This is a genomic window from Pseudomonas sp. 1L-C-7-B-C1 (genome assembly GCF_057291635.1).
Window position 1 is genome coordinate 129,019 of sequence record NZ_JBXAWH010000010.1, and the last position, 23,345, is coordinate 152,363.

24 protein-coding genes and 1 pseudogene are annotated in these 23,345 nt (G+C 58.1%); 2 read left to right on the forward strand and 23 right to left on the reverse strand.

Features of this window, described 5'->3' with window-relative positions; genetic code table 11:
• Positions 1-49: 49 nt before the first annotated feature.
• From AC0Z8Z_RS16510 to gcvA, 5 genes are all read right to left on the reverse strand, one after another.
• The gene (locus AC0Z8Z_RS16510; RefSeq protein ID WP_485619806.1) at positions 50-997 is read right to left on the reverse strand and encodes an ABC transporter substrate-binding protein; all 948 of its coding nucleotides are present in this window, start codon (positions 995-997) and stop codon (positions 50-52) included.
• On the reverse strand, positions 994-2,118 hold the full coding sequence (locus AC0Z8Z_RS16515; protein WP_485619807.1) for an NAD(P)/FAD-dependent oxidoreductase: 1,125 nt from the start codon (positions 2,116-2,118) through the stop codon (positions 994-996). Before AC0Z8Z_RS16515 ends, AC0Z8Z_RS16510 begins: the two co-directional genes overlap by 4 nt.
• A gap of 20 nt (positions 2,119-2,138) precedes the next feature.
• The gene (locus AC0Z8Z_RS16520) at positions 2,139-3,647 is read right to left on the reverse strand and encodes a methionine--tRNA ligase (RefSeq protein WP_485619808.1); all 1,509 of its coding nucleotides are present in this window, start codon (positions 3,645-3,647) and stop codon (positions 2,139-2,141) included.
• Complete coding sequence (locus tag AC0Z8Z_RS16525) at positions 3,647-4,090, reverse strand: cupin domain-containing protein (RefSeq protein WP_485619809.1); 444 nt, start codon at positions 4,088-4,090, stop codon at positions 3,647-3,649. The genes AC0Z8Z_RS16520 and AC0Z8Z_RS16525 overlap by 1 nt, the downstream gene beginning before the upstream one ends.
• Before the next feature lie 406 nt (positions 4,091-4,496).
• On the reverse strand, positions 4,497-5,405 hold the full coding sequence (gene gcvA / locus AC0Z8Z_RS16530) for a transcriptional regulator GcvA (protein ID WP_122534246.1): 909 nt from the start codon (positions 5,403-5,405) through the stop codon (positions 4,497-4,499).
• A gap of 156 nt (positions 5,406-5,561) precedes the next feature.
• Between gcvA and AC0Z8Z_RS16535 the strand changes: the two genes are divergently transcribed.
• The gene (locus AC0Z8Z_RS16535; protein WP_485619810.1) at positions 5,562-6,485 is read left to right on the forward strand and encodes a DMT family transporter; all 924 of its coding nucleotides are present in this window, start codon (positions 5,562-5,564) and stop codon (positions 6,483-6,485) included.
• Positions 6,486-6,663: 178 nt separating this feature from the next.
• Positions 6,664-7,596 carry a LysR substrate-binding domain-containing protein gene (locus tag AC0Z8Z_RS16540; RefSeq protein WP_485619811.1) on the forward strand — a complete coding sequence of 311 codons (933 nt, stop codon included), beginning with the start codon at positions 6,664-6,666 and terminating at the stop codon, positions 7,594-7,596.
• A gap of 31 nt (positions 7,597-7,627) precedes the next feature.
• On the opposite strand, the gene AC0Z8Z_RS16545 is transcribed toward AC0Z8Z_RS16540, so the two are convergent.
• The 18 genes and pseudogenes from AC0Z8Z_RS16545 to rsmG all read right to left on the reverse strand — a co-directional run bounded on the left by AC0Z8Z_RS16545 (position 7,628) and on the right by rsmG (position 23,344).
• Entirely contained in the window at positions 7,628-7,894 is a 267-nt protein-coding gene (locus AC0Z8Z_RS16545) for a hypothetical protein (RefSeq protein ID WP_122534249.1), read from the reverse strand.
• A gap of 70 nt (positions 7,895-7,964) precedes the next feature.
• Positions 7,965-8,474 (reverse strand): methyl-accepting chemotaxis protein, encoded by a 510-nt coding sequence (locus tag AC0Z8Z_RS16550; protein WP_485619881.1) that lies wholly within the window; start codon positions 8,472-8,474, stop codon positions 7,965-7,967.
• A 30-nt stretch (positions 8,475-8,504) separates the two neighbouring features.
• Positions 8,505-9,296: pseudogene (locus AC0Z8Z_RS16555) on the reverse strand (PAS domain-containing protein); the annotation flags it as partial.
• A gap of 173 nt (positions 9,297-9,469) precedes the next feature.
• On the reverse strand, positions 9,470-11,305 hold the full coding sequence (glmS, locus tag AC0Z8Z_RS16560; protein WP_485619812.1) for a glutamine--fructose-6-phosphate transaminase (isomerizing): 1,836 nt from the start codon (positions 11,303-11,305) through the stop codon (positions 9,470-9,472).
• A 9-nt stretch (positions 11,306-11,314) separates the two neighbouring features.
• The gene (locus AC0Z8Z_RS16565; protein ID WP_485619882.1) at positions 11,315-12,085 is read right to left on the reverse strand and encodes a DeoR/GlpR family DNA-binding transcription regulator; all 771 of its coding nucleotides are present in this window, start codon (positions 12,083-12,085) and stop codon (positions 11,315-11,317) included.
• A 176-nt stretch (positions 12,086-12,261) separates the two neighbouring features.
• On the reverse strand, positions 12,262-13,629 hold the full coding sequence (glmU, locus tag AC0Z8Z_RS16570) for a bifunctional UDP-N-acetylglucosamine diphosphorylase/glucosamine-1-phosphate N-acetyltransferase GlmU (RefSeq protein WP_485619813.1): 1,368 nt from the start codon (positions 13,627-13,629) through the stop codon (positions 12,262-12,264).
• Positions 13,630-13,749: 120 nt separating this feature from the next.
• Positions 13,750-14,175 (reverse strand): F0F1 ATP synthase subunit epsilon, encoded by a 426-nt coding sequence (locus AC0Z8Z_RS16575; protein WP_037016911.1) that lies wholly within the window; start codon positions 14,173-14,175, stop codon positions 13,750-13,752.
• A gap of 44 nt (positions 14,176-14,219) precedes the next feature.
• Positions 14,220-15,596 (reverse strand): F0F1 ATP synthase subunit beta, encoded by a 1,377-nt coding sequence (atpD, locus tag AC0Z8Z_RS16580; protein ID WP_037016914.1) that lies wholly within the window; start codon positions 15,594-15,596, stop codon positions 14,220-14,222.
• Between the two features lie 28 nt (positions 15,597-15,624).
• Positions 15,625-16,485, reverse strand: a complete 861-nt coding sequence (atpG, locus tag AC0Z8Z_RS16585) for a F0F1 ATP synthase subunit gamma (protein WP_037016916.1) — start codon at positions 16,483-16,485, stop codon at positions 15,625-15,627.
• A gap of 50 nt (positions 16,486-16,535) precedes the next feature.
• The gene (atpA, locus tag AC0Z8Z_RS16590) at positions 16,536-18,080 is read right to left on the reverse strand and encodes a F0F1 ATP synthase subunit alpha (RefSeq protein WP_065988057.1); all 1,545 of its coding nucleotides are present in this window, start codon (positions 18,078-18,080) and stop codon (positions 16,536-16,538) included.
• A gap of 21 nt (positions 18,081-18,101) precedes the next feature.
• Positions 18,102-18,638: a F0F1 ATP synthase subunit delta gene (locus AC0Z8Z_RS16595; protein WP_037016920.1), complete on the reverse strand. Its 537-nt coding sequence runs from the start codon at positions 18,636-18,638 to the stop codon at positions 18,102-18,104.
• Between the two features lie 12 nt (positions 18,639-18,650).
• Positions 18,651-19,121 carry a F0F1 ATP synthase subunit B gene (locus AC0Z8Z_RS16600; RefSeq protein ID WP_065988056.1) on the reverse strand — a complete coding sequence of 157 codons (471 nt, stop codon included), beginning with the start codon at positions 19,119-19,121 and terminating at the stop codon, positions 18,651-18,653.
• A gap of 57 nt (positions 19,122-19,178) precedes the next feature.
• Complete coding sequence (gene atpE, locus AC0Z8Z_RS16605) at positions 19,179-19,436, reverse strand: F0F1 ATP synthase subunit C (RefSeq protein WP_002555987.1); 258 nt, start codon at positions 19,434-19,436, stop codon at positions 19,179-19,181.
• Between the two features lie 137 nt (positions 19,437-19,573).
• Positions 19,574-20,443: a F0F1 ATP synthase subunit A gene (gene atpB / locus AC0Z8Z_RS16610; RefSeq protein WP_485619814.1), complete on the reverse strand. Its 870-nt coding sequence runs from the start codon at positions 20,441-20,443 to the stop codon at positions 19,574-19,576.
• A gap of 16 nt (positions 20,444-20,459) precedes the next feature.
• On the reverse strand, positions 20,460-20,867 hold the full coding sequence (locus AC0Z8Z_RS16615) for a F0F1 ATP synthase subunit I (RefSeq protein ID WP_172610187.1): 408 nt from the start codon (positions 20,865-20,867) through the stop codon (positions 20,460-20,462).
• Positions 20,868-21,013: 146 nt separating this feature from the next.
• On the reverse strand, positions 21,014-21,886 hold the full coding sequence (locus AC0Z8Z_RS16620) for a ParB/RepB/Spo0J family partition protein (protein WP_122534258.1): 873 nt from the start codon (positions 21,884-21,886) through the stop codon (positions 21,014-21,016).
• Between the two features lie 9 nt (positions 21,887-21,895).
• Positions 21,896-22,690: a ParA family protein gene (locus AC0Z8Z_RS16625; RefSeq protein ID WP_122534259.1), complete on the reverse strand. Its 795-nt coding sequence runs from the start codon at positions 22,688-22,690 to the stop codon at positions 21,896-21,898.
• An 18-nt stretch (positions 22,691-22,708) separates the two neighbouring features.
• Entirely contained in the window at positions 22,709-23,344 is a 636-nt protein-coding gene (rsmG, locus tag AC0Z8Z_RS16630; RefSeq protein ID WP_272629931.1) for a 16S rRNA (guanine(527)-N(7))-methyltransferase RsmG, read from the reverse strand.
• Position 23,345: the final 1 nt, after the last annotated feature.

Here is a 23,345-nt window from a genome sequence, read left to right on the forward strand (position 1 = left end):
TTCTTCCTGAAAGTTTCAAAAGACGTGGCAAGCGTTTGGGCAGGCCGCTTCAACACAGCAGACGTCGTTCATGGGCGTGCTCGTCGGTGTAAACCCACAGCGAAACCCGCGCGTGATTGTTCTCCCCGTCGCGGAAGCTGACAGGGCCGGCAGGGGTGGCAAAGTGATCAAAACGTAGCGCGTCCAGCAGTTCGCGCTGATCAGCGGCGGCTCGGTCCACCAAGGCAAATGCTGCAAGCGTCTCGACGGCGTAAACCGGCGCCTGTTCGGCGTAGACCTGTTGATAAGTCGCATCGAATGACTGCGCCTCAGCCAGATCTCCCGCGATGGGGAAGCTGATGACATACACCGTGCCGGTTTGCGCCATCCCTTCCACCAGCGCAGGAGATGCGGCGTCGTCGGTAAAGAGGATCGGCAATTCACAGCCAGCAGCGCGGTTATCCACAAGGAACTGGCGGCTGGCTCTCAAACGTCCGCAAAACACCAGAGCGTCGGCGTTATTCACATCGTCTACCAGCTCGACGGTGGATAACTGCCCGGCTGCATGCAGCTCCTGCATCTGCTGGCGCCCGTGCAGGCTCGGGTCAGTGAACAAAGCGAGCCGGCGCAGGCCTTCAGATTCGGCAAACTCGATCAACCGCGTGGCAAGGAGTCGGTCAGACGCACAAATGCGGAACGTGGTTTCTCCAGCGCAGGTCAAGGCTGCGCAGGTAGACGCGGGCAATATCAGCGGAATCCCCGCCTGTGCATAACTTTCCACTGCTGCGGCGGCGGAGTCCGAAGCGAAGTGACCAATCACAGCATCCACTTTCGCGTCGATGAAATGCCTCGCCGCCGCACGGCCGCCCGCTGCGCTCGCTCCGTCATCAAAGTAGAAATGGCGCGCGCGGCGCACGTGGGGAAACAGATGGCTGGACAGGTACACGCTGCGCAAGAAACCGCGCGCGTGCAGTGTGGTGCCGACGTCGAGTGCCGCGCAGATACCCAGGCGCATCATGACAAGGCGACCTCGGCAAACCGCGAAGGGCGGAACGCTTCCATGACCGATCTGTACGCCGCATCCATCGACACGCCGGACGTCAATCCGCCCAGCTCGAATGCCAGCAGCTCGGCAACATTGGGTGCCATTTTGAAGCCGATCCCGCAAAATCCGGTGGCTACAAAGACGTGGCTCTTGGCGCTGGAACGGCCGATCAGCGGGCGACCGTCTTCGGTGTACGCGTCCCAGCCGACCTGTGTGACCACCGGCAAACTGTGGTGCCGGTCGTAGCCGAGACGAGAGACGCGGTCCATGACGTCTTGCTCGTTATCCAGCGGCGCCATGTTCAGCTGATCCGCATGTTCTGCGCGCTGCCGTCGCTGGCCGCCCACTTGCACAAGATTGCGTCCCAGCGGCAGCAGGTAGGTATTCAGATGGTGAGCAACGATCGGCATGCTCGGAGCCTGGTCGCAGCCGAAACGCGTGAAGGGGATCGTCCGCGCGTGCACGGCGTTGCTCGGCCGGGGCAAAGGGCCGCTGGCGCCACAGGCATCGACCAACCACGTCGCTTCCAGACACAGCTTGCCGGCATGAACCTGAACATGGCCGTCCAGTTCGACGCAGCGATCCACGGCAAGGTGATCGAGGTACGTTGCTTTTTCACTAACGTAGCGGCACAGGTTCGAAACCGTGACACGGGCATCCACCGTGCCGCCATTGCGTTCGATAAGCAGGCATTCCCCGGCGCAGAATGGCGAGAAACGGCCGTTATCCAATGCATCGACGGAGGCGTGCAGTTCAATGCCCTCGCAGCCTTCGCTGTCCACCGCCTCCAGGTATTGCCCGCACACTTCGGCGCTGGCGATGTAAGCGACGCCACTGCGATTCAGTGCGCTTTCGTAGAAGGCGTGGACGATGCCTGGATTGCCGTAAAGTGATCCGCGCCGGGTCAACGGACGCAGCGCGGCGTCCAGCTCCAGACCGCGAACGATGCCGCCCGTGTCCCGCGTTGCGCCCTGGGCGCCAGCGATGCCTTTCTCCATCAGCGCCACATCGAGGCCGCTTTCAACCAGCGCCGCTGCGATCGAAGCGCCCATGATGCCGGCCCCGATCACGATCACATCAAATGAAGTTTTCATCGTCGTCGCGCGCCTCTCGGTCAGATTTCGTACTCGACCGCGCTGACATACACCAGCTGCTGCAGGACTTCTTTTTCAGTAAAGCGGCAATAGCGCAGGATCTGTTTCGCCAGATCCGGGAACACCGGCGCCCCGATGGCACCGATCAGCGCCATGTACGGCAGAATCCGCTTGCCGAGGGTCTGACGATCACGGGCGGCGTTGATGATGTCCGACAGCAGCACGGCGAGCCCCTTCATGCTGAAATGATCCACCGACGTGGCTTCGAACCAGCGCGCGACCAGAATCTTGAGGGCCGCAGCGTCTGCCGCACTGACTTTCAGGCTGTCGCCGTCCACCCGTTCGCGCTCAGCCTGGGTGGCCAGTTTGGCCAGGACCTCGTTGAAGGTGTGTTCACGCCAGGCGGAGAACTTCTCGACATCGAAGTCATCGGTGTCCTGCTCCGGCGCGATCAACGCCAGATAGAAGCGCGCGCTGTCAGTGCAGGCGTCGGCCACCAGGTCCCGCGCCCAGATCGCATAGTTGCGGCTGGTGGAAAGGTTCTTGCCGTTCAAGGTCAGAAACTGGTTGGTGTAGAAGGTCTGGCGCATGCGATAGCCGTGCATGGTCTGCAGCAGAGACGGGTAAACCATCATGTGGCTGAAGGCGCAGTCATAGCCCAGAAAGTGCACCAGCCGGCCTTTGCCGGAGCGGCAATATTCGTCGTACTCCCACGGCGCAAGCTTGTGTTCGTTGAGGTATTCGCGAAAGGCCGCCAAGTAACCGGACAGGCCCATGACCCAGGTGTGTATGCGCCGGCTGCCATCGGGCTTGAGATCCAGCCCGCCATCGTAAGGCCGGGTAATGCCCCAGTCCGCCGGACCGATTTCGAATTCCTCCTCCAGGAAACGGCGAATGAATGGCCGTAGCGGCGCATGTTCGAACGTGCTTTTGAGGTGGTTACGGAAATTCGACAGCGCCAGAAATTCACGCTCAATAGGACGCCAGATCATGGGCGTCGCACATAACTTGCAGCGGAAGTTATTCATCTTCGAGGCATTGGGCGTGTGCGCGCACTCTTCACACTGGCTGGCATCCGAGTCCGAGCCACAGTGGTCGCAGTTGCCCCGCCCAAAGGCTTCGTAGCCCCACTTATCACAGTCTTCGCAATACGGTTCCTGGCTGACTTTTTTGTAAATGGCCCCCGCCTTTACCGCGTGCTCGTACATCTCCTCGACGGCATTCTTGAAGTAGCTGTTGCCGTACGGGCGCATCCAGAAGTCGACTTCAATCCCCATCTTCTTCAGCGTGTCGTTGATCTTGTCGGTGTTCTCCAGCGCAAGTGCTTGAGGGGCCCGGTCCAGCTCGATTCCTCGCCGCAACATGTAGGACTGATAGTCATCGGAGTATGAGACGAGGGTGCAATCGTGACCGCGTTGACGTTGGGCGCGGGTGAAGATATCTGCCGCGAGAAACGGCCCCGCCATATGACCGATATGCAAATCACCATTTGGCGTGGGCGGCGTGATCGTCACGAGTAACTTGCCCATCACAACGCCCTCTGATCGGACACGTCATGAACCGTCGCCTTGTGCAGGGCGAACTCATTGGAGGCCAGTGCCTGCCGGGCATCTTCATCGAGAAAGCGGTTAGCGGAATCTCGGTCCCACCACACGACGTAGAAGTGGAAGTCTTCGTCAGTGTCGTTGAATACATAGTGATCGGTGTGTTTGGGAATGGCCGCGATGTCACCCATGGTGAATGGGTAGGTCTGATCTCCCACGATCAACTGAGCGGTACCCTTGATGCCGATAAAGAATTCCTGGTCTATCTGGGTGTGCGACAAGGATTTGGTGTGGGGTCGCACGACGCACCAGCCACCGCCGATGGGCGTCGGATAGCCGTTCCACGGCAGTAACCTTGCGCCATCCAGGTCATATTCATGAACCAGTTTGTCCCACGCCATAGGGCGAAAAATATCGAAATCAGTCATGAGGTTTTCCTTCAGCCAGAGCATCCTGCTCGCTGTTTTATCGGCGCCAGACTGAGCTGACGGGCGCGTGCCAGTTAAGGGATAAACTGAAGAAAAGTGCCCCAGTGGGCAAACTAGAAATCCGCAAGCAGCGGTTAAGTTTGACTTAACACGCGTTGGCTAAATTATTTGAATAATCAGTAAGTTGACTGGATTTATCAGCGCGGGTGTATCACCCGCGGACACTGAAGCAGGACTTAACTGCGTTGATAACTAACCAACGCTTTATGACACCGCAGAAATTGAGGGTGTACGCACTGCCCGCTTCCCGGCTAAAGCCAGTCCTACACATAATTACTGCAGGACCGGCTTTAGCCGGGAAAACGTCAGTGGCCTCAACGCAGAATCGAGGGTGGATGATCGCGAACTATCGCGTGGTGAATTCACGCTGACTGGCGACGGCCTGAGACACTAGCCAGTCGCGAAACTGTTTGCTGGATTTGGGAAGAATGGCCGTCTCGTCATAAACCAGGTAGTAGGCAATCGGCGTGTCGATCGTCGCGCGAAACGGTACGACCAATCGGCCGGACGCCAGCTCTTCCCGAATCAGCGAACGACGCACCAGCGCAATGCCCATTCCCGCCAGGGCAGCCTCGATGACCCCGTTGGAATCTACGAACACCGAACCTTTGTGAACAGCGGCCTCGCCATCTTCGATACCCACTGCACGGAGCCATAACGCCCAGTCTTCGCGGTGTTCGTCGTGCAGGAGGTTGTAGCTTTTCAGGTCAATGGGCGAGGACAGATACCGGGAATCCGGCAGCAGAGAGGGGCTGCAGACAGGCTGCAGTCGGTCGTTGATCAGCATCTCCACTTCCAGACCGGGGTAACGCCCCAGGCCGTGGCGCACGGCGAAGTCGACACCGTCGCCGAGCAAATCAACCAGCCGATTGGTGGTACTGATCAGCACCTCGATGCCGGGGCAGATGGCCTGAAAATCAGGCAGGCGTGGCAGCAGCCATTGCATCGCAAAGCCGCTGGTGCAGCTGACAGTGATTGTATTGGGGCCGTTGTCGCTCATCAGACGCTGGGTGGCGTCGGATATCTGCCCGAGCGCGGGACGAATGGCCCGCAGGTAGATCTTGCCCTCGGCCGTCAGCTCCAGGCGTTTGGTGTTGCGGATGAACAGCGTGACGCCAACGGCTTTTTCGAGCTTGGCGATCTGTTGGCTAATGGCCGCAGGGGTCACAAACAGCTCACCGGCCGCGCCTTTCATGCTGGCGTGGCGCCCCGTCGCTTCAAAACACAACAGCGCGTGCAGGGGCGGGAATTTCATGCCTGACCTCGGTTAAGAAAATCTAATGTGCTTAAGAAAAGCTCGCTTGAGCACCGCCCTAGACACTGCTCAAATCATCACACCCTGACTCGAGGAGCGTCAATCAACAACTTTTCGGTCAGCGGATCAGCGATACGGATCAAGAAAGGAAGCGCAATGAAAGTCTCCGACTACGTTCGACTCATTGTTCTGGCCGCCATCTGGGGAGCCAGTTTTCTGTTCATGCGCGTTGCTGCACCGGTATTGGGCGCATTGCCGACCGCTTTCTTTCGCGTGTTGCTCGGCGCCATTGGCTTAATGGTTATTCTGGCCATTTTAAGAACCCGGCATGAGTTCAACGGCAAGTTCAAATCCACCTTGATCCTTGGCATCATCAACTCCGGCATTCCGTTTTTGATGTACAGCATGGCGGCCCTGTTATTGCCCGCAGGTTATTCCGCCATCTTGAATGCGACCACTCCATTGATGGGCGTATTAATAGGTTCTGTGTTTTTCAGTGATTCACTGACGCCCAAGAAAGCCATAGGCGTATTTCTTGGTTTGCTGGGCATAACCTTACTCACCACCACAGGCCCGGTGACGTTCACCACATCGGTGGCCATGGGCGCACTCGCTTGCCTGGTGGCGACCAGTTGCTACGGCGCCGCAGGCTTCCTGACCCGTCAGTGGATCGGCGATCGGGGAGGACTGGATGCCAAGCTCGTGGCGTTCGGCAGCCAGATTGGCGCGACGCTGTTCCTGCTGCCCTTCTTCGCCGTCTCCGCGACCGTCAACCCGCCAGCCACCTGGGGCGACTCAACCGTATGGCTATCACTGGCAGCCGTTGGTTTCGTGTGCACGGCCTGCGCTTACATTCTGTACTTCCGCCTGATCGCCGACATCGGCCCGGTCCGTTCGCTGACCGTGACCTTCCTGATCCCGCCCTTCGGCGTCCTGTGGGGGGTGATGTTCCTGGGTGAAAAGTTCTCTGCCGGACACCTTTACGGCGGCGGCCTCATCTGCCTGGCTGTCTGGTTCGTGTTGAGCCAAAGCAAACCGAAGCCGGCACCTGTTCCTCAAGACCGCGCCGCCACAACCTGATAGCACCGTTATCTACACCTCATTTCGGCTCCGGGTAAACACCCGGCCGGGCCCGGCTGTGCCTGAAATATCCAGCGTCGGGTGATAAGAACGCTTTGGGGATTCATCCGATGGCAACTCCAAGACGCTTTTCCGTCACTTGGCTCACTGACAGCACACTCACGGCGAGGTATCCAGGATGAGCAGAGCGATCCCGTTGATAGCCCTCCGCACGTTCGTTGAGGTGTGCAAGGCCGGGAGCATGAAACGTGCAGCGGATCAGCTGTGTGTGTCGCCGGCCGCCATCAGTCAGCAGATCAAAGGGTTGGAGGACCAGATCGGCAGGCGCCTGTTCGAGCGAGACGTCAAGGGCATCCAGCTCACCCCATCCGGACGCAGCCTGTTCGACGAACTCGCCGGCACCTTTGACGTCATCGAAAAAGCCTGGTCGCGCGCCGCACTCAAGGCGCCACGTCAGACGCGCCTGGTGATCAGCACGACCTCTACGATTGCCAGCTCCTGGCTGATCCCGGCACTGAGCGGCTTCAAGGAGCGCTGCCCCAACGTCGAGATATCGATTCAGATCTGTAACGGTCTTTCGGAGCTCAAGCACGGCCATGTGGATATCTGCATACAGCGTGAGACGGCGGCCTGTTGCGACAACCACGCGACGCACCTGTGGTCGTCCTACCTGATCCCCGTGTGCAGCCCGCACCTGCTCAGCACCCAGCGCAATATCGAGAGCCCGCAGGATTGCCTGACTTTCCCGCTCCTGCAGGACACCGAGCGCAACTACTGGAAGGTCTGGATGAACGCGTTCGGCATGAGCAATCGCAAGATGATTCAGGGTTCCAGCTATGGCGACGAGTCCCTGTTGATAAGTGCGGCTTGTGCGGGTCAAGGGATCGCACTGGTCAACAGCGTCTTCGCTTCCGAGGCTCTGCAAAGCAAACGGCTGGTGCAAGTCACCAATGCCACGGCGGAGCTCAAGTTCGACTATTTCGTGTATTGCGCGAAAGAACGGCGGGAAGAATGGGCGATAGCGGAGTTCATGAAATGGGCCGTGCAGCAGGCGGGCAAGACCGCGAAGGGGCATGCGCGGGAGATTGAAAGCGCGGGCCAGGTGGCTTGATTCAGTTCGGACAAGCCTTTGAAAACATCTTTCAATTAATCATGGGACTCATGCCAATTGAGTCCCGCGATGGGAGGCCAGCTCCGGGATTGCCCATGCGCCGCTGGCTTCCACTGCGGAAGCACCGTGAACGTTCGTTCCGGACATCATAGAACAGCTGTGTCGCCTGTTCGCCAGTCACAGTCCCTTCTGTTCGTGCCTGCTCGATCCGGCTGAATAGCGCGTCACACTCATCTTCAAGCCTGGGCCGGTCGACCTTATGCAGATCGTTGATGGATTGCTTGAGAACATCGAGCATAAAGATCACCTGGATCGCGCTTTACCTTGGGGTCACTTAGAGGTGCAGACGTGAAGCATTGCAGCAACCATTACTGCCCGGCTTGACCCGAGAACTGCTCAACGGCAACCACAACACTGTTGGCACCTTGTTGAATATCCTTGATCACCTCGTCCGCCTCACTGGCCAAATCCAGCGCCGCGCCGGCCTGCTGCCTGCTTTTACCGATCATGGTCACGGCGCTGGACGCCAGAACCTGGTTGTTTTTCACGACCTCGAAGATTTCCGCCGTCGCTTTAGTGGTTCGAAGGGCCAGGTTTCTCACCTCGTCGGCGACTACGGCAAAACCCCGGCCCTGTTCCCCTGCACGTGCGGCTTCGATTGCTGCGTTCAAAGCCAACAGGTTTGTCTGGTCCGCGATGCTGCCGATGGTTTTGACAATAGTGCCGATTTCCTGGCTCTGGGCATCCAGTGCTTCAATGCCATGGGCAGCATCTTCCATCAACGCCGAAAGCGTATTGAGGGTCGTGACGGTGTTCTGAATGACTTCGCGGCCTTGCTGTGCGCTGGCATTGGTTCGAACCGACGTGCCGTGGGCCATGCCAGCTGCCTCGGATACAGCGCGCTCGCGGGTGACCTGGTCGGTAATAACGGTGGCTATTTTGGCGATCTTGTACAGCTTGCCATTGGCATCCACGATTGGATTGTAGGAAGCCTCCAGCCATACCTCGTTGCCATATTTATCCACCCGGCAAAACCTTCCCGCGACATAGGATGCCTGTCTAAGTGTCTGCCAGAACCGATCGTATTCTTCTGACTGAGCGTCGGATGGCGCGCAAAAGATTCGGTGGTGCTTGCCCAGGATTTGGGGAAGCGTATAGCCCATAGCGTCCAGAAAATTCTGATTGGCTGTCAGCACTAACCCATCCAGAGAAAACTCGATAACGGCCGTGGAGCGCATCAGAGCGCCCACCAGCGCTTCATTCTCTCTGGAGGCTTCGATGGTCCTCGTCAGCACGCTTGAATACAAAACGATTCGTTCGACTCGCCCGCTGTCACCTGCGAAGGGTATGACCATCGCCCGTAGCCAGACGTGTCGACCTTCACGGCTGCACAGGCGCAACGTGCCGCTGTAATGCTTGCCCTGGGCAACTGCATCAAGAGCCCGACGCTGATGTACATCACCGCTCAGTTCAGAAGGACTGAATTCACGCAGGGCACGACCGGACAATTCAGCCTGGGTGAAACCCAACTCTTTCTCAAACAGAGCATTCACCTCCAGGATGACGCCTCCCGCATCCAACGTGACGGATACGGTTTCGAGATCCAGCGTTGCCTTGACCTGCTCAAGAGCCCCCAGCCGTTTTTCCAATTGCTGGATTTTGTCTTTTAACCGGGTATTGAACATGGGGGCCGCTCGCATTGACTTGAGAAGCTATCGACGCGGCGAGGGAAACCTTGAGCAGCATGGCCAGCATACTGATGGCTGGTATAGATCAAGCATTCAATCCAGCGTGTAGGCCCTCCTCTGCCTACACATCAACAACCTTAGACTGCTCTGATACCCAAGAGCCGGCGCAGCACGCTGTGGATAACTTATTCCACCGTCACAGACTTCGCCAGATTGCGCGGCTGATCCACATCCGTACCCTTCAGCACTGCCACGTAGTACGAAAGCAGTTGCAGCGGAATGGTGTACAGAATCGGCGTCAGGGCGTCGAGGATGTGGGGCATGGAAACCACATGGGTGCCCTCCCCGTTGACCATGCCGGCCTGTTCGTCAGCGAAGACAATCAGCTCGCCGCCCCGTGCGCGCACTTCCTGCAAGTTGGATTTCAGCTTCTCCAGCAGCTCGTTGTTAGGTGCCACGGTGACAACAGGCATGTCACTGTCCACCAGTGCCAACGGGCCGTGTTTCAGTTCCCCGGCCGGATAGGCTTCGGCGTGAATGTAGGAGATCTCCTTGAGCTTCAACGCCCCTTCCATCGCCACCGGGAATTGCGCGCCACGACCCAGGAACAGGGTGTGATTCTTCTCGGCGAACAGTTCGGCAATTTTCTCCACGGTCGTGTCCATGGCCAGCGCTTCACCCAGGCGGGTCGGCAGGCGGCGCAACTCTTCAACCAGTTCTGCTTCCACGCCAGCGCCCAGCGTGCCCTTGACCTGCCCCAGTGACAGCGTCAGCAGCATCAGTGCGACCAGCTGCGTAGTGAACGCCTTGGTCGACGCGACGCCGATTTCCGGGCCGGCCTGCGTGAGCAGGGTCAGATCGGATTCACGCACCAGCGAACTGATGCCTACGTTGCAGATCGCCAGGCTGGCAAGGAAACCCAGTTCCTTGGCATTGCGCAGCGCGGCAAGGGTGTCAGCCGTCTCGCCGGACTGGGAGATAGAAACGAACAGCGTGTCCGGCTGGACCACGACTTTGCGGTAGCGGAATTCGCTGGCGACTTCGACCTGGCAGGGAATGCCGGCCAAGCCTTCGAGCCAGTACCGCGCGACCATGCCGGCGTGATAGCTGGTGCCGCAGGCGACGATCTGCACGTTGCGTACTTTGGCAAACAGCTCCGCCGCTTGCGGTCCGAATGCCTGCACCAAAACCTGCTGCTGACCGAGGCGCCCTTCCAGGGTGCGCTGCACGACTTTGGGCTGCTCGTGGATTTCCTTGAGCATGAAGTGGCGGTACTCACCTTTGTCCGCTGCTTCTGCACCCTCGTGGTACTGAACGATCTCACGATCGACTGGCAGGCCGGAGGCGTCCCAGATCTGCACGCTGTCGCGACGGATCTCAGCAATGTCGCCCTCTTCCAGGTACATGAAGCGGTCGGTGACCTGACGCAGCGCCAGTTGATCGGAGGCGAGGAAGTTTTCCCCAAGGCCCAGACCCACAACCAGCGGGCTGCCACTGCGGGCAGCAATCAGGCGATCCGGTTGATGTGCGCTGATGACCGCAAGGCCATACGCGCCGTGCAGTTCTTTGACCGTTGCCTTCAAAGCCGCAGCCAGATCGGGCGTGTCCTGCAGTTTATGGTGCAGCAGGTGGACGATGACTTCGGTGTCCGTGTCAGACGTGAACACGTAACCCAGACCCTTCAAGCGCTCGCGAAGCGGCTCATGGTTTTCGATGATGCCGTTGTGCACCACCGCCAGTTGCTCGTTGGAGAAGTGCGGGTGAGCGTTATGCTCCAACGGTGCACCGTGTGTGGCCCAACGAGTGTGAGCAATGCCGAGGCGGCCTGCGACCGGCTCACCGGCGAGTGCCCGCTCCAGTTCGTTGACCTTGCCAACCGTGCGGCGACGCTCGAGCACCCCGGCGTTGTTGAATAACGCTACGCCAGCGCTGTCGTAGCCCCGGTATTCCAGGCGCTTGAGGCCCTCCAGCAGGATCGCAGTAACATTCCGCTCAGCAACAGCGCCGACAATTCCACACATGGTCTTCTCCTAGGAAACAGCAGCGCAAATCAAGGTTACGCCGCGAGCCTGAATTTGTTCGCGTGCCTCTTGAGGCAGGCGGTCATCGGTAATGAGGGTATGGACACTGCTCCAAGGCAGCTCCAGATTGGGAATCTTGCGACCTACCTTGTCGGCCTCGACCATCACGATCACTTCCCGGGCGACTTCGGCCATCACCCGGCTGAGGCCAAGCAGTTCGTTGAATGTGGTTGTACCGCGGGTCAGATCAATGCCGTCGGCGCCGATGAACAGCTGATCGAAGTCGTAGGAACGCAGCACCTGCTCCGCCACCTGGCCCTGAAACGACTCTGAATGCGGGTCCCACGTCCCGCCGGTCATTAACAGGACCGGCTCGTGCTCCAGTTCACCCAGCGCGTTGGCAACGTGCAGGGAATTTGTCATCACCACAAGGCCCGGCTGCAAGCCCAGCTCCGGGATCATCGCAGCCGTTGTGCTGCCGCTGTCGATGATGATCCGTGCATGCTCGCGGATGCGGGCAACAGCAGCGCGGGCGATGGCCTGCTTGAATTTGGAAACGGGCTGGCCGGGCTCGCCAATCAATTCCTGGGGCATGGGGATGGCGCCGCCGTAACGACGAAGCAGCAGCCCATTGCTTTCAAGCGCAGCCAGATCCTTACGGACCGTCACCTCGGAAGTCTCAAAGCGCTTGGCCAACTCGTCCACGCTTACCTCGCCCTGCTCATTGAGCAAAGCAAGAATGTTGTGGCGGCGTTGAGGCGTATTACGTTTCGACATGATTGGCTTAAGTTTCGTTTCGAAAGTTAACGAACGCAATGAAAGCTCATCGAAAGATATACGTCAAGGGGGAAATGGGTGTCGGTGAGAAGGAATAGAGGATTTTTTCGAACAGTTGCCGCTCAGAGTCCGGCATCGGCTGCCTGTTTTGCAAACAGCCGATGTTCACTGTGGATAACTTAATCTTTCTTGATTTTCACCGGCCGCGTCCAGCCTTCGATGTTGCGTTGACGCGCTCGGGCGACCGCAAGCTGTTCGGCCGGTACATCCTGATTGATGGTAGAACCTGCGGCAGTGCTAGCGCCCGACGCGATATGCACAGGGGCAACCAGCGAGTTATTCGAGCCGATGAAGACGTCTTCGCCCATCACCGTCTTGTGCTTGTTGGCGCCATCGTAGTTACAGGTAATGGTGCCAGCGCCAATGTTGGTGCGCGCGCCGATGACCGCGTCACCCAGGTAGGTCAGATGGCCTGCCTTGGCGCCCTCGCCGAGATGAGCATTCTTCAGTTCAACGAAGTTACCCACATGAGCGCGAGCGTCGAGCACACTGCCCGGGCGCAGACGAGCGAAAGGCCCTGCATCCGCGCCTTCGCCCACAATTGCGCCTTCGAGGTGACTATTCGCCTTGATGACTGCGCCCTTGCGCAAGGTGCTGTCCTTGATCACGCAATTCGGCCCGATCAAGACGTCGTCTTCGATGACGACTCGCCCTTCAAGGATGACGTTGACGTCGATCATCACGTCGCGGCCAACAGTGACGTCACCACGAACGTCGAAGCGCGCCGGGTCGCGCAGCGTCACGCCCAATGCCATGAGTCGGCGGGCTTCGCGCTGCTGGTAATGACGCTCGAGTTCGGCAAGTTGTTTACGGTCATTGGCGCCCTGCACTTCCATGGCATCGTCGGGCTGTGCGGTGGCCACCACCAAGCCATCGTTTACAGCCATGGCAATCACGTCAGTGAGGTAATACTCACCCTGGGCGTTTTTATTGGAGAGACGACCCAGCCAGTCGGCGAGGCGCTTGCCCGGTACCGCGAGGATTCCGGTATTACCTTCCTTGATAGCCTTCTGCGCTTCGGTTGCATCCTTGTGCTCGACGATAGCGCTGACGCGATGCTGCGCGTCACGGACGATGCGGCCATAACCGGTCGGGTCTTCCAGCGTGACCGTCAGCAGACCCAACTGCTGATCATTTACCAGCGCAAGGAGGCGGTGCAGGGTCTCTACCTGTATGAGCGGGACGTCGCCATAAAGAATGAGCACCGTCTCAGCCGTCAGCGCGGGCAACGCTTGAGCGACGGCGTGGCCAGTGCCCAATTGTTTGTCTTGAAGCACGAAATTCAGATCATCGCCCGCCAGTTGCTCTCGGACCCGCTCTGCGCCATGGCCGATGACGACGTGAATGCCTTCGGGAGAAAGCTGGCGTGCGCTGTGGATAACATGGCCAAGCATCGAGTTACCGGCTACAGGATGCAACACCTTGGGCAGAGCGGAACGCATGCGAGTGCCCTGACCCGCAGCAAGAATGACGATATCGAGAGACATGAAAGGATTCCAGACGAGCAGCCACATTAGCCGGGCTGATGATTCAGGCGATAAAGCCGAAAAAAGAAAAAGGGTAGCCGAGGCTACCCTTTTACTCAATCGCGCAACGAGTCGCCGGGGTTAGCCGCCGAACTTCTTGCGAATTTGCTGAACGGTGCGCAGCTGAGCTGCGGCCTCCGCCAGACGTGCAGCAGCAGATCCGTAATCGAAATCTGCGCCTTTTTCATTCAGAGCACGCTCGGCAGCCTTGACGGCTTCCTGAGCTGAGGCTTCGTCCAGATCAGCAGCGCGTTGCACGGTATCGGCAAGCACTTTGACCATGTTCGGTTGAACCTCAAGGAAACCACCGGAGATGTAAAACACCTCGGCTTCGCCACCCTGCTTGATCAGGCGGATCGGACCTGGCTTCAGATCGGTGATCAACGGTGCGTGACCTGGAGCAATACCGATATCACCCAGGTTACCGTGTGCAATCACCATCTCGACCAGACCGGAGAAAATCTCTCCTTCCGCGCTGACGATATCGCAATGGACTGTCATAGCCATTTGCCTGCCTCAACCTGATTAGCGCCCGTCGCCGGGCGCCTGGATTACAGTTTCTTGGCTTTCTCGATCGCTTCTTCGATGCCGCCGACCATGTAGAACGCCTGTTCAGGCAAATGGTCGTAGTCACCGGCGAGGATGCCTTTGAAGCCAGCAATGGTGTCTTTCAGGGAAACGTATTTACCCGAGGCACCGGTGAAGACTTCAGCCACGAAGAACGGCTGCGACAGGAAGCGCTGAATCTTACGAGCGCGGGATACCAACTGCTTGTCGGTTTCCGACAGCTCGTCCATACCCAGGATCGCGATGATGTCTTTCAGCTCTTTGTAGCGCTGCAGAACATACTGAACGCCGCGAGCGGTGTCGTAATGGTCCTGACCAATAACGTTCGGGTCCAGCTGGCGCGAAGTCGAGTCCAGTGGATCGACTGCTGGGTAGATACCCAGGGAAGCGATGTCACGGGACAGAACGACGGTGGCGTCCAGGTGAGCAAACGTTGTGGCTGGCGATGGGTCGGTCAAGTCATCCGCCGGTACGTATACCGCCTGAATGGAAGTGATCGAGCCTTCCTTGGTCGAAGTGATGCGCTCTTGCAGTACGCCCATCTCTTCAGCCAGCGTCGGCTGGTAACCTACTGCGGAAGGCATACGGCCCAGCAGTGCGGATACTTCAGTACCGGCCAGTGTGTAACGGTAGATGTTGTCAACGAACAACAGAACGTCGTTACCTTCGTCACGGAACTTCTCAGCCATGGTCAGGCCAGTCAGGGCGACGCGCAGACGGTTACCCGGCGGCTCGTTCATCTGACCGTAGACCAGCGCTACTTTGTCCAGGACGTTGGAGTCCTTCATCTCGTGGTAGAAGTCGTTACCCTCACGGGTACGCTCGCCCACACCGGCGAACACGGAATAACCGCTGTGCTCGATGGCGATGTTACGGATCAGTTCCATCATGTTTACGGTCTTGCCGACACCGGCACCACCGAACAGACCAACTTTACCGCCCTTGGCAAACGGGCAAACCAGGTCGATGACCTTGATGCCGGTTTCCAGGAGGTCGTTGCCGCCAGCCTGATCAGCGAACGAAGGCGCAGGACGGTGAATGCCCCAGCGCTCTTCGGTTTCGATCGGGCCCGCTTCGTCGATCGGGTTGCCCAGTACGTCCATGATCCGGCCCAGTGTCGCTTTACCGACCGGTACGGAGATGGCTGCGCCGCTGTCGATTACGTCCAGACCGCGCTTCAAGCCTTCGGTGGAACCCATCGCAATGGTACGAACTACGCCGTCGCCCAGCTGCTGCTGAACTTCCAGAGTAGTTTCCGCGCCTTGTACTTTCAGCGCGTTGTAGATGCTCGGTACGCTGTCGCGTGGGAATTCCACGTCGATCACGGCGCCGATGATTTGAACGATACGTCCGCTACTCATTAGCTGGATCCTCTGAATATTTGAACCGTTAAACCGCGGCAGCGCCGCCGACGATTTCCGAGATCTCTTGGGTGATCGCTGCCTGACGCGCCTTGTTGTAGATCAGCTGCAAATCGCTGATCAGGTCACCGGCGTTGTCAGTGGCGTTCTTCATCGCGATCATCCGCGCAGCCTGTTCAGCCGCGTTGTTCTCGACCACCGCCTGATAGACCTGCGACTCCACGTAACGGACCATCAAGCCGTCCAGCAGCTCTTTGGCGTCGGGTTCGTACAGGTAATCCCAGTGGTGCTTGAGTTCTTGATCCTGGGTCGCGACCAACGGAATCAACTGCTCGACCGTTGGCTGCTGAGTCATGGTGTTGATGAACTTGTTGGACACCACGGACAGGCGATCAATACGGCCCTCCAGGTAGGCATCCAGCATCACCTTGACGCTGCCGATCAAATCGTTGATCGACGGCTCTTCGCCCAAGTGGCTGATCGCAGCGACGACGTTACCGCCGAAGTTGCGGAAAAACGCCGCACCTTTGCTGCCGACCACGCACAGATCGATCTCTACGCCGTTTTCACGGTTCTTCGCCATGTCCTTGACCAAAGCCTTGAACAGGTTGGTATTCAAGCCACCACACAGACCGCGGTCACTGCTCACCACGACATAACCAACGCGTTTTACTTCGCGTTCGATCATGAAGGGATGACGGTATTCCGGATTAGCGTTGGCGAGATGACCAATCACCTGGCGGATGCGCTCCGCGTAAGGACGGCTAGCAGCCATGCGCATTTGAGCCTTGCGCATTTTACTGACCGCCACTTTTTCCATGGCGCTGGTGATCTTTTGCGTGCTTTTGATGCTCGCAATCTTGCTGCGAATCTCTTTTGCGCCTGCCATGTAACACCTATCAGGTTAGCAAGCGGGAGCCTCGCGACTCCCGCTGCGGCTTACCAGGTTTGGGTGGCCTTGAACTTCTCGATGCCGGCTTTCAGGCCAGAATCGATTTCGTCATTGAAGTCACCCTTCACGTTGATCTTTGCCATCAAATCGGCGTGATCTCGGTTGAAGTAAGCAATCAGCGCTTGTTCAAAGCTGCCAACCTTGGCGATTTCGACGTCAGTCAGGAACCCACGCTCAGCGGCATACAGCGACAGCGACATGTCAGCGATCGACATTGGCGCATATTGCTTCTGCTTCATCAGCTCGGTAACGCGCTGACCATGCTCAAGTTGCTTACGGGTCGCTTCGTCCAGGTCAGAGGCGAACTGGGCAAATGCTGCCAGTTCACGGTACTGAGCCAGAGCGGTACGGATACCACCGGAAAGCTTCTTGATGATCTTGGTCTGAGCGGCACCACCTACACGGGATACCGAAACACCGGCGTTCACTGCCGGGCGGATGCCGGAGTTGAACATGGCCGATTCCAGGAAGATCTGACCGTCAGTGATGGAAATCACGTTGGTCGGAACGAACGCGGAAACGTCGCCAGCCTGAGTTTCGATGATCGGCAATGCGGTCAGGGAGCCGGTTTTGCCGGTCACTGCGCCATTGGTGAACTTCTCTACGTACTCTTCCGAAACGCGGGATGCACGCTCCAGCAGACGGGAGTGGAGATAGAACACGTCGCCTGGGTAAGCTTCACGTCCTGGTGGACGACGCAGCAGCAGGGAAATCTGGCGATACGCCACAGCCTGCTTGGACAGATCGTCATAAACGATCAGTGCGTCTTCACCGCGATCGCGGAAGTATTCGCCCATAGTGCAACCGGCATACGGAGCCAGGAATTGCAGCGCAGGGGATTCCGAAGCACTGGCCGCCACGATGATCGTGTTGGCCAGCGCGCCGTTTTCTTCCAGCTTGCGAACAACGTTGGCGATGGTCGATTGCTTCTGACCGATTGCAACGTAGACGCAGAAAATACCGCTGTTCTTTTGGTTAATGATCGCGTCGATCGCCAGAGCGGTTTTACCGATCTGACGGTCACCGATGATCAGCTCGCGCTGGCCACGGCCGACAGGGATCATCGCGTCGACAGCCTTGTAGCCAGTCTGTACAGGCTGGTCTACCGATTTACGCCAGATCACGCCTGGAGCAACCTTCTCGACCGCGTCGGTCTCGGTGTTGTTCAGCGGACCTTTGCCGTCGACAGGGTTACCCAGTGCGTCGACTACGCGACCCAGGAGTTCCTTACCAACCGGAACTTCGAGGATGCGGCCGGTGCACTTGGCACTCATGCCTTCAGCCAGAGAGGTGTAAGCGCCCAGTACGACAGCACCCACGGAGTCTTGCTCCAGGTTCAGTGCCATACCGTAAACGCCGCCCGGGAACTCGATCATTTCGCCGTACATAGCGTCGGCGAGACCGTGAATCCGCACGATACCGTCAGACACGCTGACGACTGTGCCTTCGTTTCGGGCTTGGGAGGCTACATCGAGGTTCTCGATGCGGCCCTTGATGATTTCACTTATTTCGGAAGGATTGAGTTGCTGCATTGCTCTGCTGCCCCTTCAAACTCAAGATTTCAATGCTTCGGCTAGTTGCGCGAGTTTGCCGCGAACTGAGCCATCGATAACCAGGTCGCCGGCGCGGATGATGACACCACCTATAAGGGCGGCATCCTCCGCAGCGTGCAGGCGCACTTCCCGGCCGAGCCGTGCACTGAGAACCTTGGCGAGTTTGTCTTGCTGTTCTTGGTTCAATGCAAAAGCACTGGTCACATCCACATCTACCGACTTTTCCTGCTCGGCCTTGTAAAGCTCGAACAGTTCGGAGATCTCCGGCAGAAGCTGGAGACGGTCGTTTTCAGCAACGACGTGAATGAAATTCTGTGCCTTGGCATCGAACTTGTCGCCGCACACTTCAATAAAAGTGGCGGCCTTGTCTGCGCTCGTCAGTCGCGGGGCCTTGAGCATGCGCTGCATTGTGTCGTCTTGCGACACTGCAGCAGCCAGGCCGAGCATGGCTGACCAATTGGCCAGTTGCTGGTGCGCCTGTGCATGCTCGAAGGCTGCCTTAGCGTAAGGTCGGGCCAACGTGGTCAGTTCTGCCATGATCGCCCTCGCTTAAATTTCAGCAGCCAGTTTGTTTACCAGCTCCGCGTGCGCGTTTTGATCGATTGTGGCACCCAGGATCTTCTCTGCGCCGTTGACTGCCAGGCTACCCAATTGGGCGCGCAGCGCGTCTTTGACGCCGTTCAGTTCCTGTTCGATCTCGGCCTGAGCCTGAGCCTTGATGCGGTCAGCTTCAACGCGAGCCTGTTCACGGGCTTCGTCGACAATCTGGGTACCGCGTTTCTTGGCTTGCTCAATGATCTCAGCTGCTTGAGCCTTAGCTTCGCGCAGTTGCTGACCCACTTTATCTTGGGCCAGCTCCAGGTCGCGAGCTGCTCGTGTAGCAGCGTCCAGTCCATCCGCAATCTTCTTCTGACGTTCGTGCAAAGCCGCGATGACCGGAGGCCACACGAACTTCATGCAGAACAGCACAAAAATGAAGAACGCAACGGACTGGCCAATCAGGGTTGCATTAATGTTCACGCCAACACCTCGCTCGTTCGTTGTCCATCACACCAATCAACTCGAAAATTCGAGTGATCAGCCAGCGAGTTGACCAACGAAGGGGTTGGCAAAAGTGAAGAACAGAGCGATACCAACACCGATCATGGTCACGGCGTCGAGCAGACCAGCCACGATGAACATTTTAACTTGCAGCATTGGAACCATTTCCGGTTGACGCGCAGCGCCTTCCAGGAACTTACCGCCCAGCAGGCCGAAACCGATTGCAGTACCCAGTGCGCCCAGGCCGATCAGCAGTGCAACAGCGATAGCAGTTAGACCAACTACAGTTTCCATCTTTCCTCCCGACTTTTACGTCGTATTGGTTAGGTTTTCTTAGATTAAAGCGGTAAAGCAAAATCGTTTCTTACATCAAGCCCTCGCGGGCACCCCCTCACCGAAGCAAGGGGATCATCAGACTCGCCAGGCGGGTCTCAATGGTTATCTTCGTGAGCCATCGACAGGTAGACGATGGTCAGCATCATGAAGATGAACGCTTGCAGGGTGATGATCAGGATGTGGAATACAGCCCACGCCCATTGCAGGACCACGCCCAGACCGCTGAGCCACAGCAGGCCGCTGCCAAACATGACCGCGATCAGAATGAACACCAGTTCACCCGCATACATGTTGCCGAACAGTCGCAGTGCCAGGGAGATGGGCTTGGCCACCAGAGTCACGAATTCAAGCAGGAAGTTCACCGGAATCAACAGCGCCTGAACGAGAATGTTCTTGCTGCCGAACGGGTGCAGGGTCAATTCGCCGATGAAGCCGCCGATACCCTTAATCTTGATGCTGTAGAAAATGATCAGCGCGAATACGGACAGTGCCATGCCCAGCGTCGCGTTCGGATCGGTGGTCGATACGGCGCGGAAAGGAATGTGGTGATCACCGGTGATCATGATCGCCAGCTGCGGGATCCAGTCGACAGGAATCAAGTCGACCGCGTTCATGAGGAACACCCAGGCGAAGATGGTCAATGCCAGAGGAGCGATCACGGCGCTACGGCCATGGAAGCTGTCCCGGACGCTGCCGTCGACGAACTCGACGAGCACTTCAACGAAGTTCTGCAGGGCGCCCGGCTGACCGGAAGTCGCCTTTTTTGCGGCCATGCGGAAGATGAGGACGAAAATCAGACCCAATGCGACCGACCAGCCGAGGGTGTCGACGTGGAAAGCCCAAAAGCCCATTTCTTTTGCTTCCGCTGCGGAATGCGCGAAGCCCCAACTGCCGTCTGGCAAATGACCGAAGGTCAAGTTCTGCAAGTGGTGCTGGATATAGCCCGAAGCTGTTTGCTCTGCCATGGTTGCCTCAAACGCCCTAAGGTCTCGAAAGTCTTGTTCTCAATAGCAGGGGCGCAAACCAACTGACCAGTTGGGTCAGTATGAAAACGCCAAAAACCGCCAGCGGAGCCAGCGGCTTTACTCCTGCAAACGTCAGTGCAAAGAGCACTGCCGTAAAAATCAACTTGCCTGCCTCGCCGGCGTAGAACGACCGAACGATGGCCTGCGCTGCCCTGGCCCCGGAGTACCGGAATGCCTTATGAGCAAAATACACATTCGGCAGCCAGGCTATCAGGCCACCGCAAAGTCCCGAATACCCGGCTACGACGCCGTGCCACTGCCAAAGCGCCAGCGCTGCCCCCAGGAGGACAATCAACTGAGCCAGCAAGATCGGGAAAACAGCCAGGCGATGGAACGGCAAGCGGTTTGGCGTGCGTGTCTCCATCACATGGGCTCCTCGTAAGCCGGCCGCCAAAATCAATAACTTGGCATAAATTGTGCCGACAAAATGCGCGCAGAGTATAGGGGCGGTTCAGCCCCTATTCAACTGCCAGGTAGTGATTTCCGACTACGCGCTACGCATGATTTGTTTCAGCGAATGTGAGCGAGCACACCCTGTAGCTCGTCCAACGAGTTATAACGAATAACCAACTGACCTTTGCCCTTCTGTCCATGCCGGATTTGTACCGCGGAGCCTAGCCGCTCGGCCAGGCGCTGCTCGAGACGTGTGATGTCAGGATCAGCCTTCACCGGTTCGGCAGCCTCCTGTTTGCCGCTCAGCCACTGGCGAACCAGTGCTTCAGTCTGGCGCACGGTCAGACCGCGTGCGACAACATGTCGCGCCCCTTCAACCTGCTGATCTTCAGGCAGCCCCAGTAGGGCCCGGGCATGGCCCATCTCCAGATCACCATGGGAGAGCATGGTCTTGATCACTTCCGGCAATGCGATCAGTCGCAGCAAATTGGCGACGCTGACTCGCGACTTGCCTACCGCTTCGGCCACTTGCTGCTGGGTCAGCTGAAATTCCTGCTGCAGACGCTGCAGGGCAATCGCTTCCTCGATCGGATTCAGGTCTTCGCGCTGGATGTTCTCAATCAGTGCCATCGCGATCGCCGCTTCATCCGGCACGTCACGCACCATGGCAGGGATCGTCTCAATCCCTGCCTGCTGGCTGGCGCGCCAGCGGCGCTCGCCCGCGATGATCTCAAAGCGGTTGTCGGCGATCGGGCGGACCACGATCGGCTGCATGACCCCTTGCGCCTTGATCGAGTTCGCCAGTTCTTCCAGCGCCTGGGGATCCATATCACGACGCGGCTGGTATTTGCCTCGCTGAATCAGGTCCAGTGGGATGTGTTGAAGCTCGCGCTCAGTCGCCTTCACCGCCTGTTCTTCCAGTGCGGTGACGGTGGGGCTGCTCAGCAGTGCGTCCAGCCCACGTCCGAGTCCACGTTTCTTGACGGCCATGGAATTTCCTTAAGTGGGCTGAGCCGCAGTGCGACTGCCGCGACGTTGGCGACGAACCATCTCGCCCGCAAGCGCCAGGTAAGCCAGCGCGCCGCGAGAAGTCTTGTCGTACGCCAACGCCGGCATGCCGAAGCTGGGCGCCTCGGCCAGACGAATGTTGCGCGGAATCACGGTGTCGTACAGCTGCTCGCCGAAATGCTCTTTGAGCTGCGCCGAAACATCGTTGATCAGGCTAAGCCTCGGGTCATACATGGTCCGCAGCAAACCTTCGATCTTAAGTTGGGGATTGAGCAATTCACCGATGCGCTTGATGTTATCCACAAGGTCACTCAGACCTTCGAGCGCAAAGTACTCGCACTGCATGGGGATAATCACGCCATCGGCCGCGACCAGCGCGTTGAGCGTCAACATCGAAAGCGATGGAGGGCAATCGATGAGGATGTAATCGTAATTTTCGCGGATGGGCGCCAGTGCTGCTCGCAGACGCGATTCCTTCATCTGCATTTCAAGCAGGACCACCTCGGCAGCCGTCAGATCACGGTTTGCCGGCAGCAGCTGATAGCCGCCGTGTTCGGAAAAGTGCATGGCCTGATTCAGGTCGCACTCGCCGATCAGCAAATCGTATACCGAGTGCTCAAGCGCATGCTTATCCACACCACTGCCCATGGTGGCATTGCCTTGCGGATCGAGATCGATCAACAGCACCCGACGCTTGGTAGCCACCAGCGAAGCCGCGAGGTTGATACAGGTTGTGGTTTTACCCACACCCCCTTTTTGGTTCGCTATCGCGAATACCTTAGCCATTCTTGCGTGTGTTCCCTGTCATGCCGTGCGGCGCAGTATCAGCAGATGCCGTTGACCTTGGCAACCGGGTACGGCCAAGGCTTGCGCGCTTTCCAGATAAAAATCTGCGGGCAATGCTACCAGTTCATCCACTGGATGCAGACCCTTCATTGCCAACCAGCGCGTTTCGCCGTCGCCCATGTGTCGAGTCCACTGGGTAAAGTCTTCCAGACTGCTGAAGGCGCGGGAAATGATGCCGTTGAACGGCAGCGCGGGCTGGAATGCTTCGGCACGGCTGTGGATAACTTCCAGATTGGCGAGTGCAAGCTCAAGTTTTACCTGGGTCAGAAACCGGGTCTTCTTGCCATTGCTGTCGAGCACCGTGACTTTCATGTCCGGAAACAGGATGGCCAATGGGATGCCAGGCATTCCGCCGCCGCTGCCGACATCCAGCTGACGCTCACCCTCGATGAAACGCACCACGCTCAAGCTGTCCAGCAGATGGCGAGACACCATCTCATCCGGATCACGAACAGCAGTCAGGTTGTAGGCCTTGTTCCACTTGATCAGCAAAGCCAGGTACGCCAGCAACTGGCTGTGTTGGCTCTCACTCAACTCAACGCCGAGCTGTCGAGCGCCAAGGGTCAGTTCTTCTGCATGCTGCGGGGTAACCATC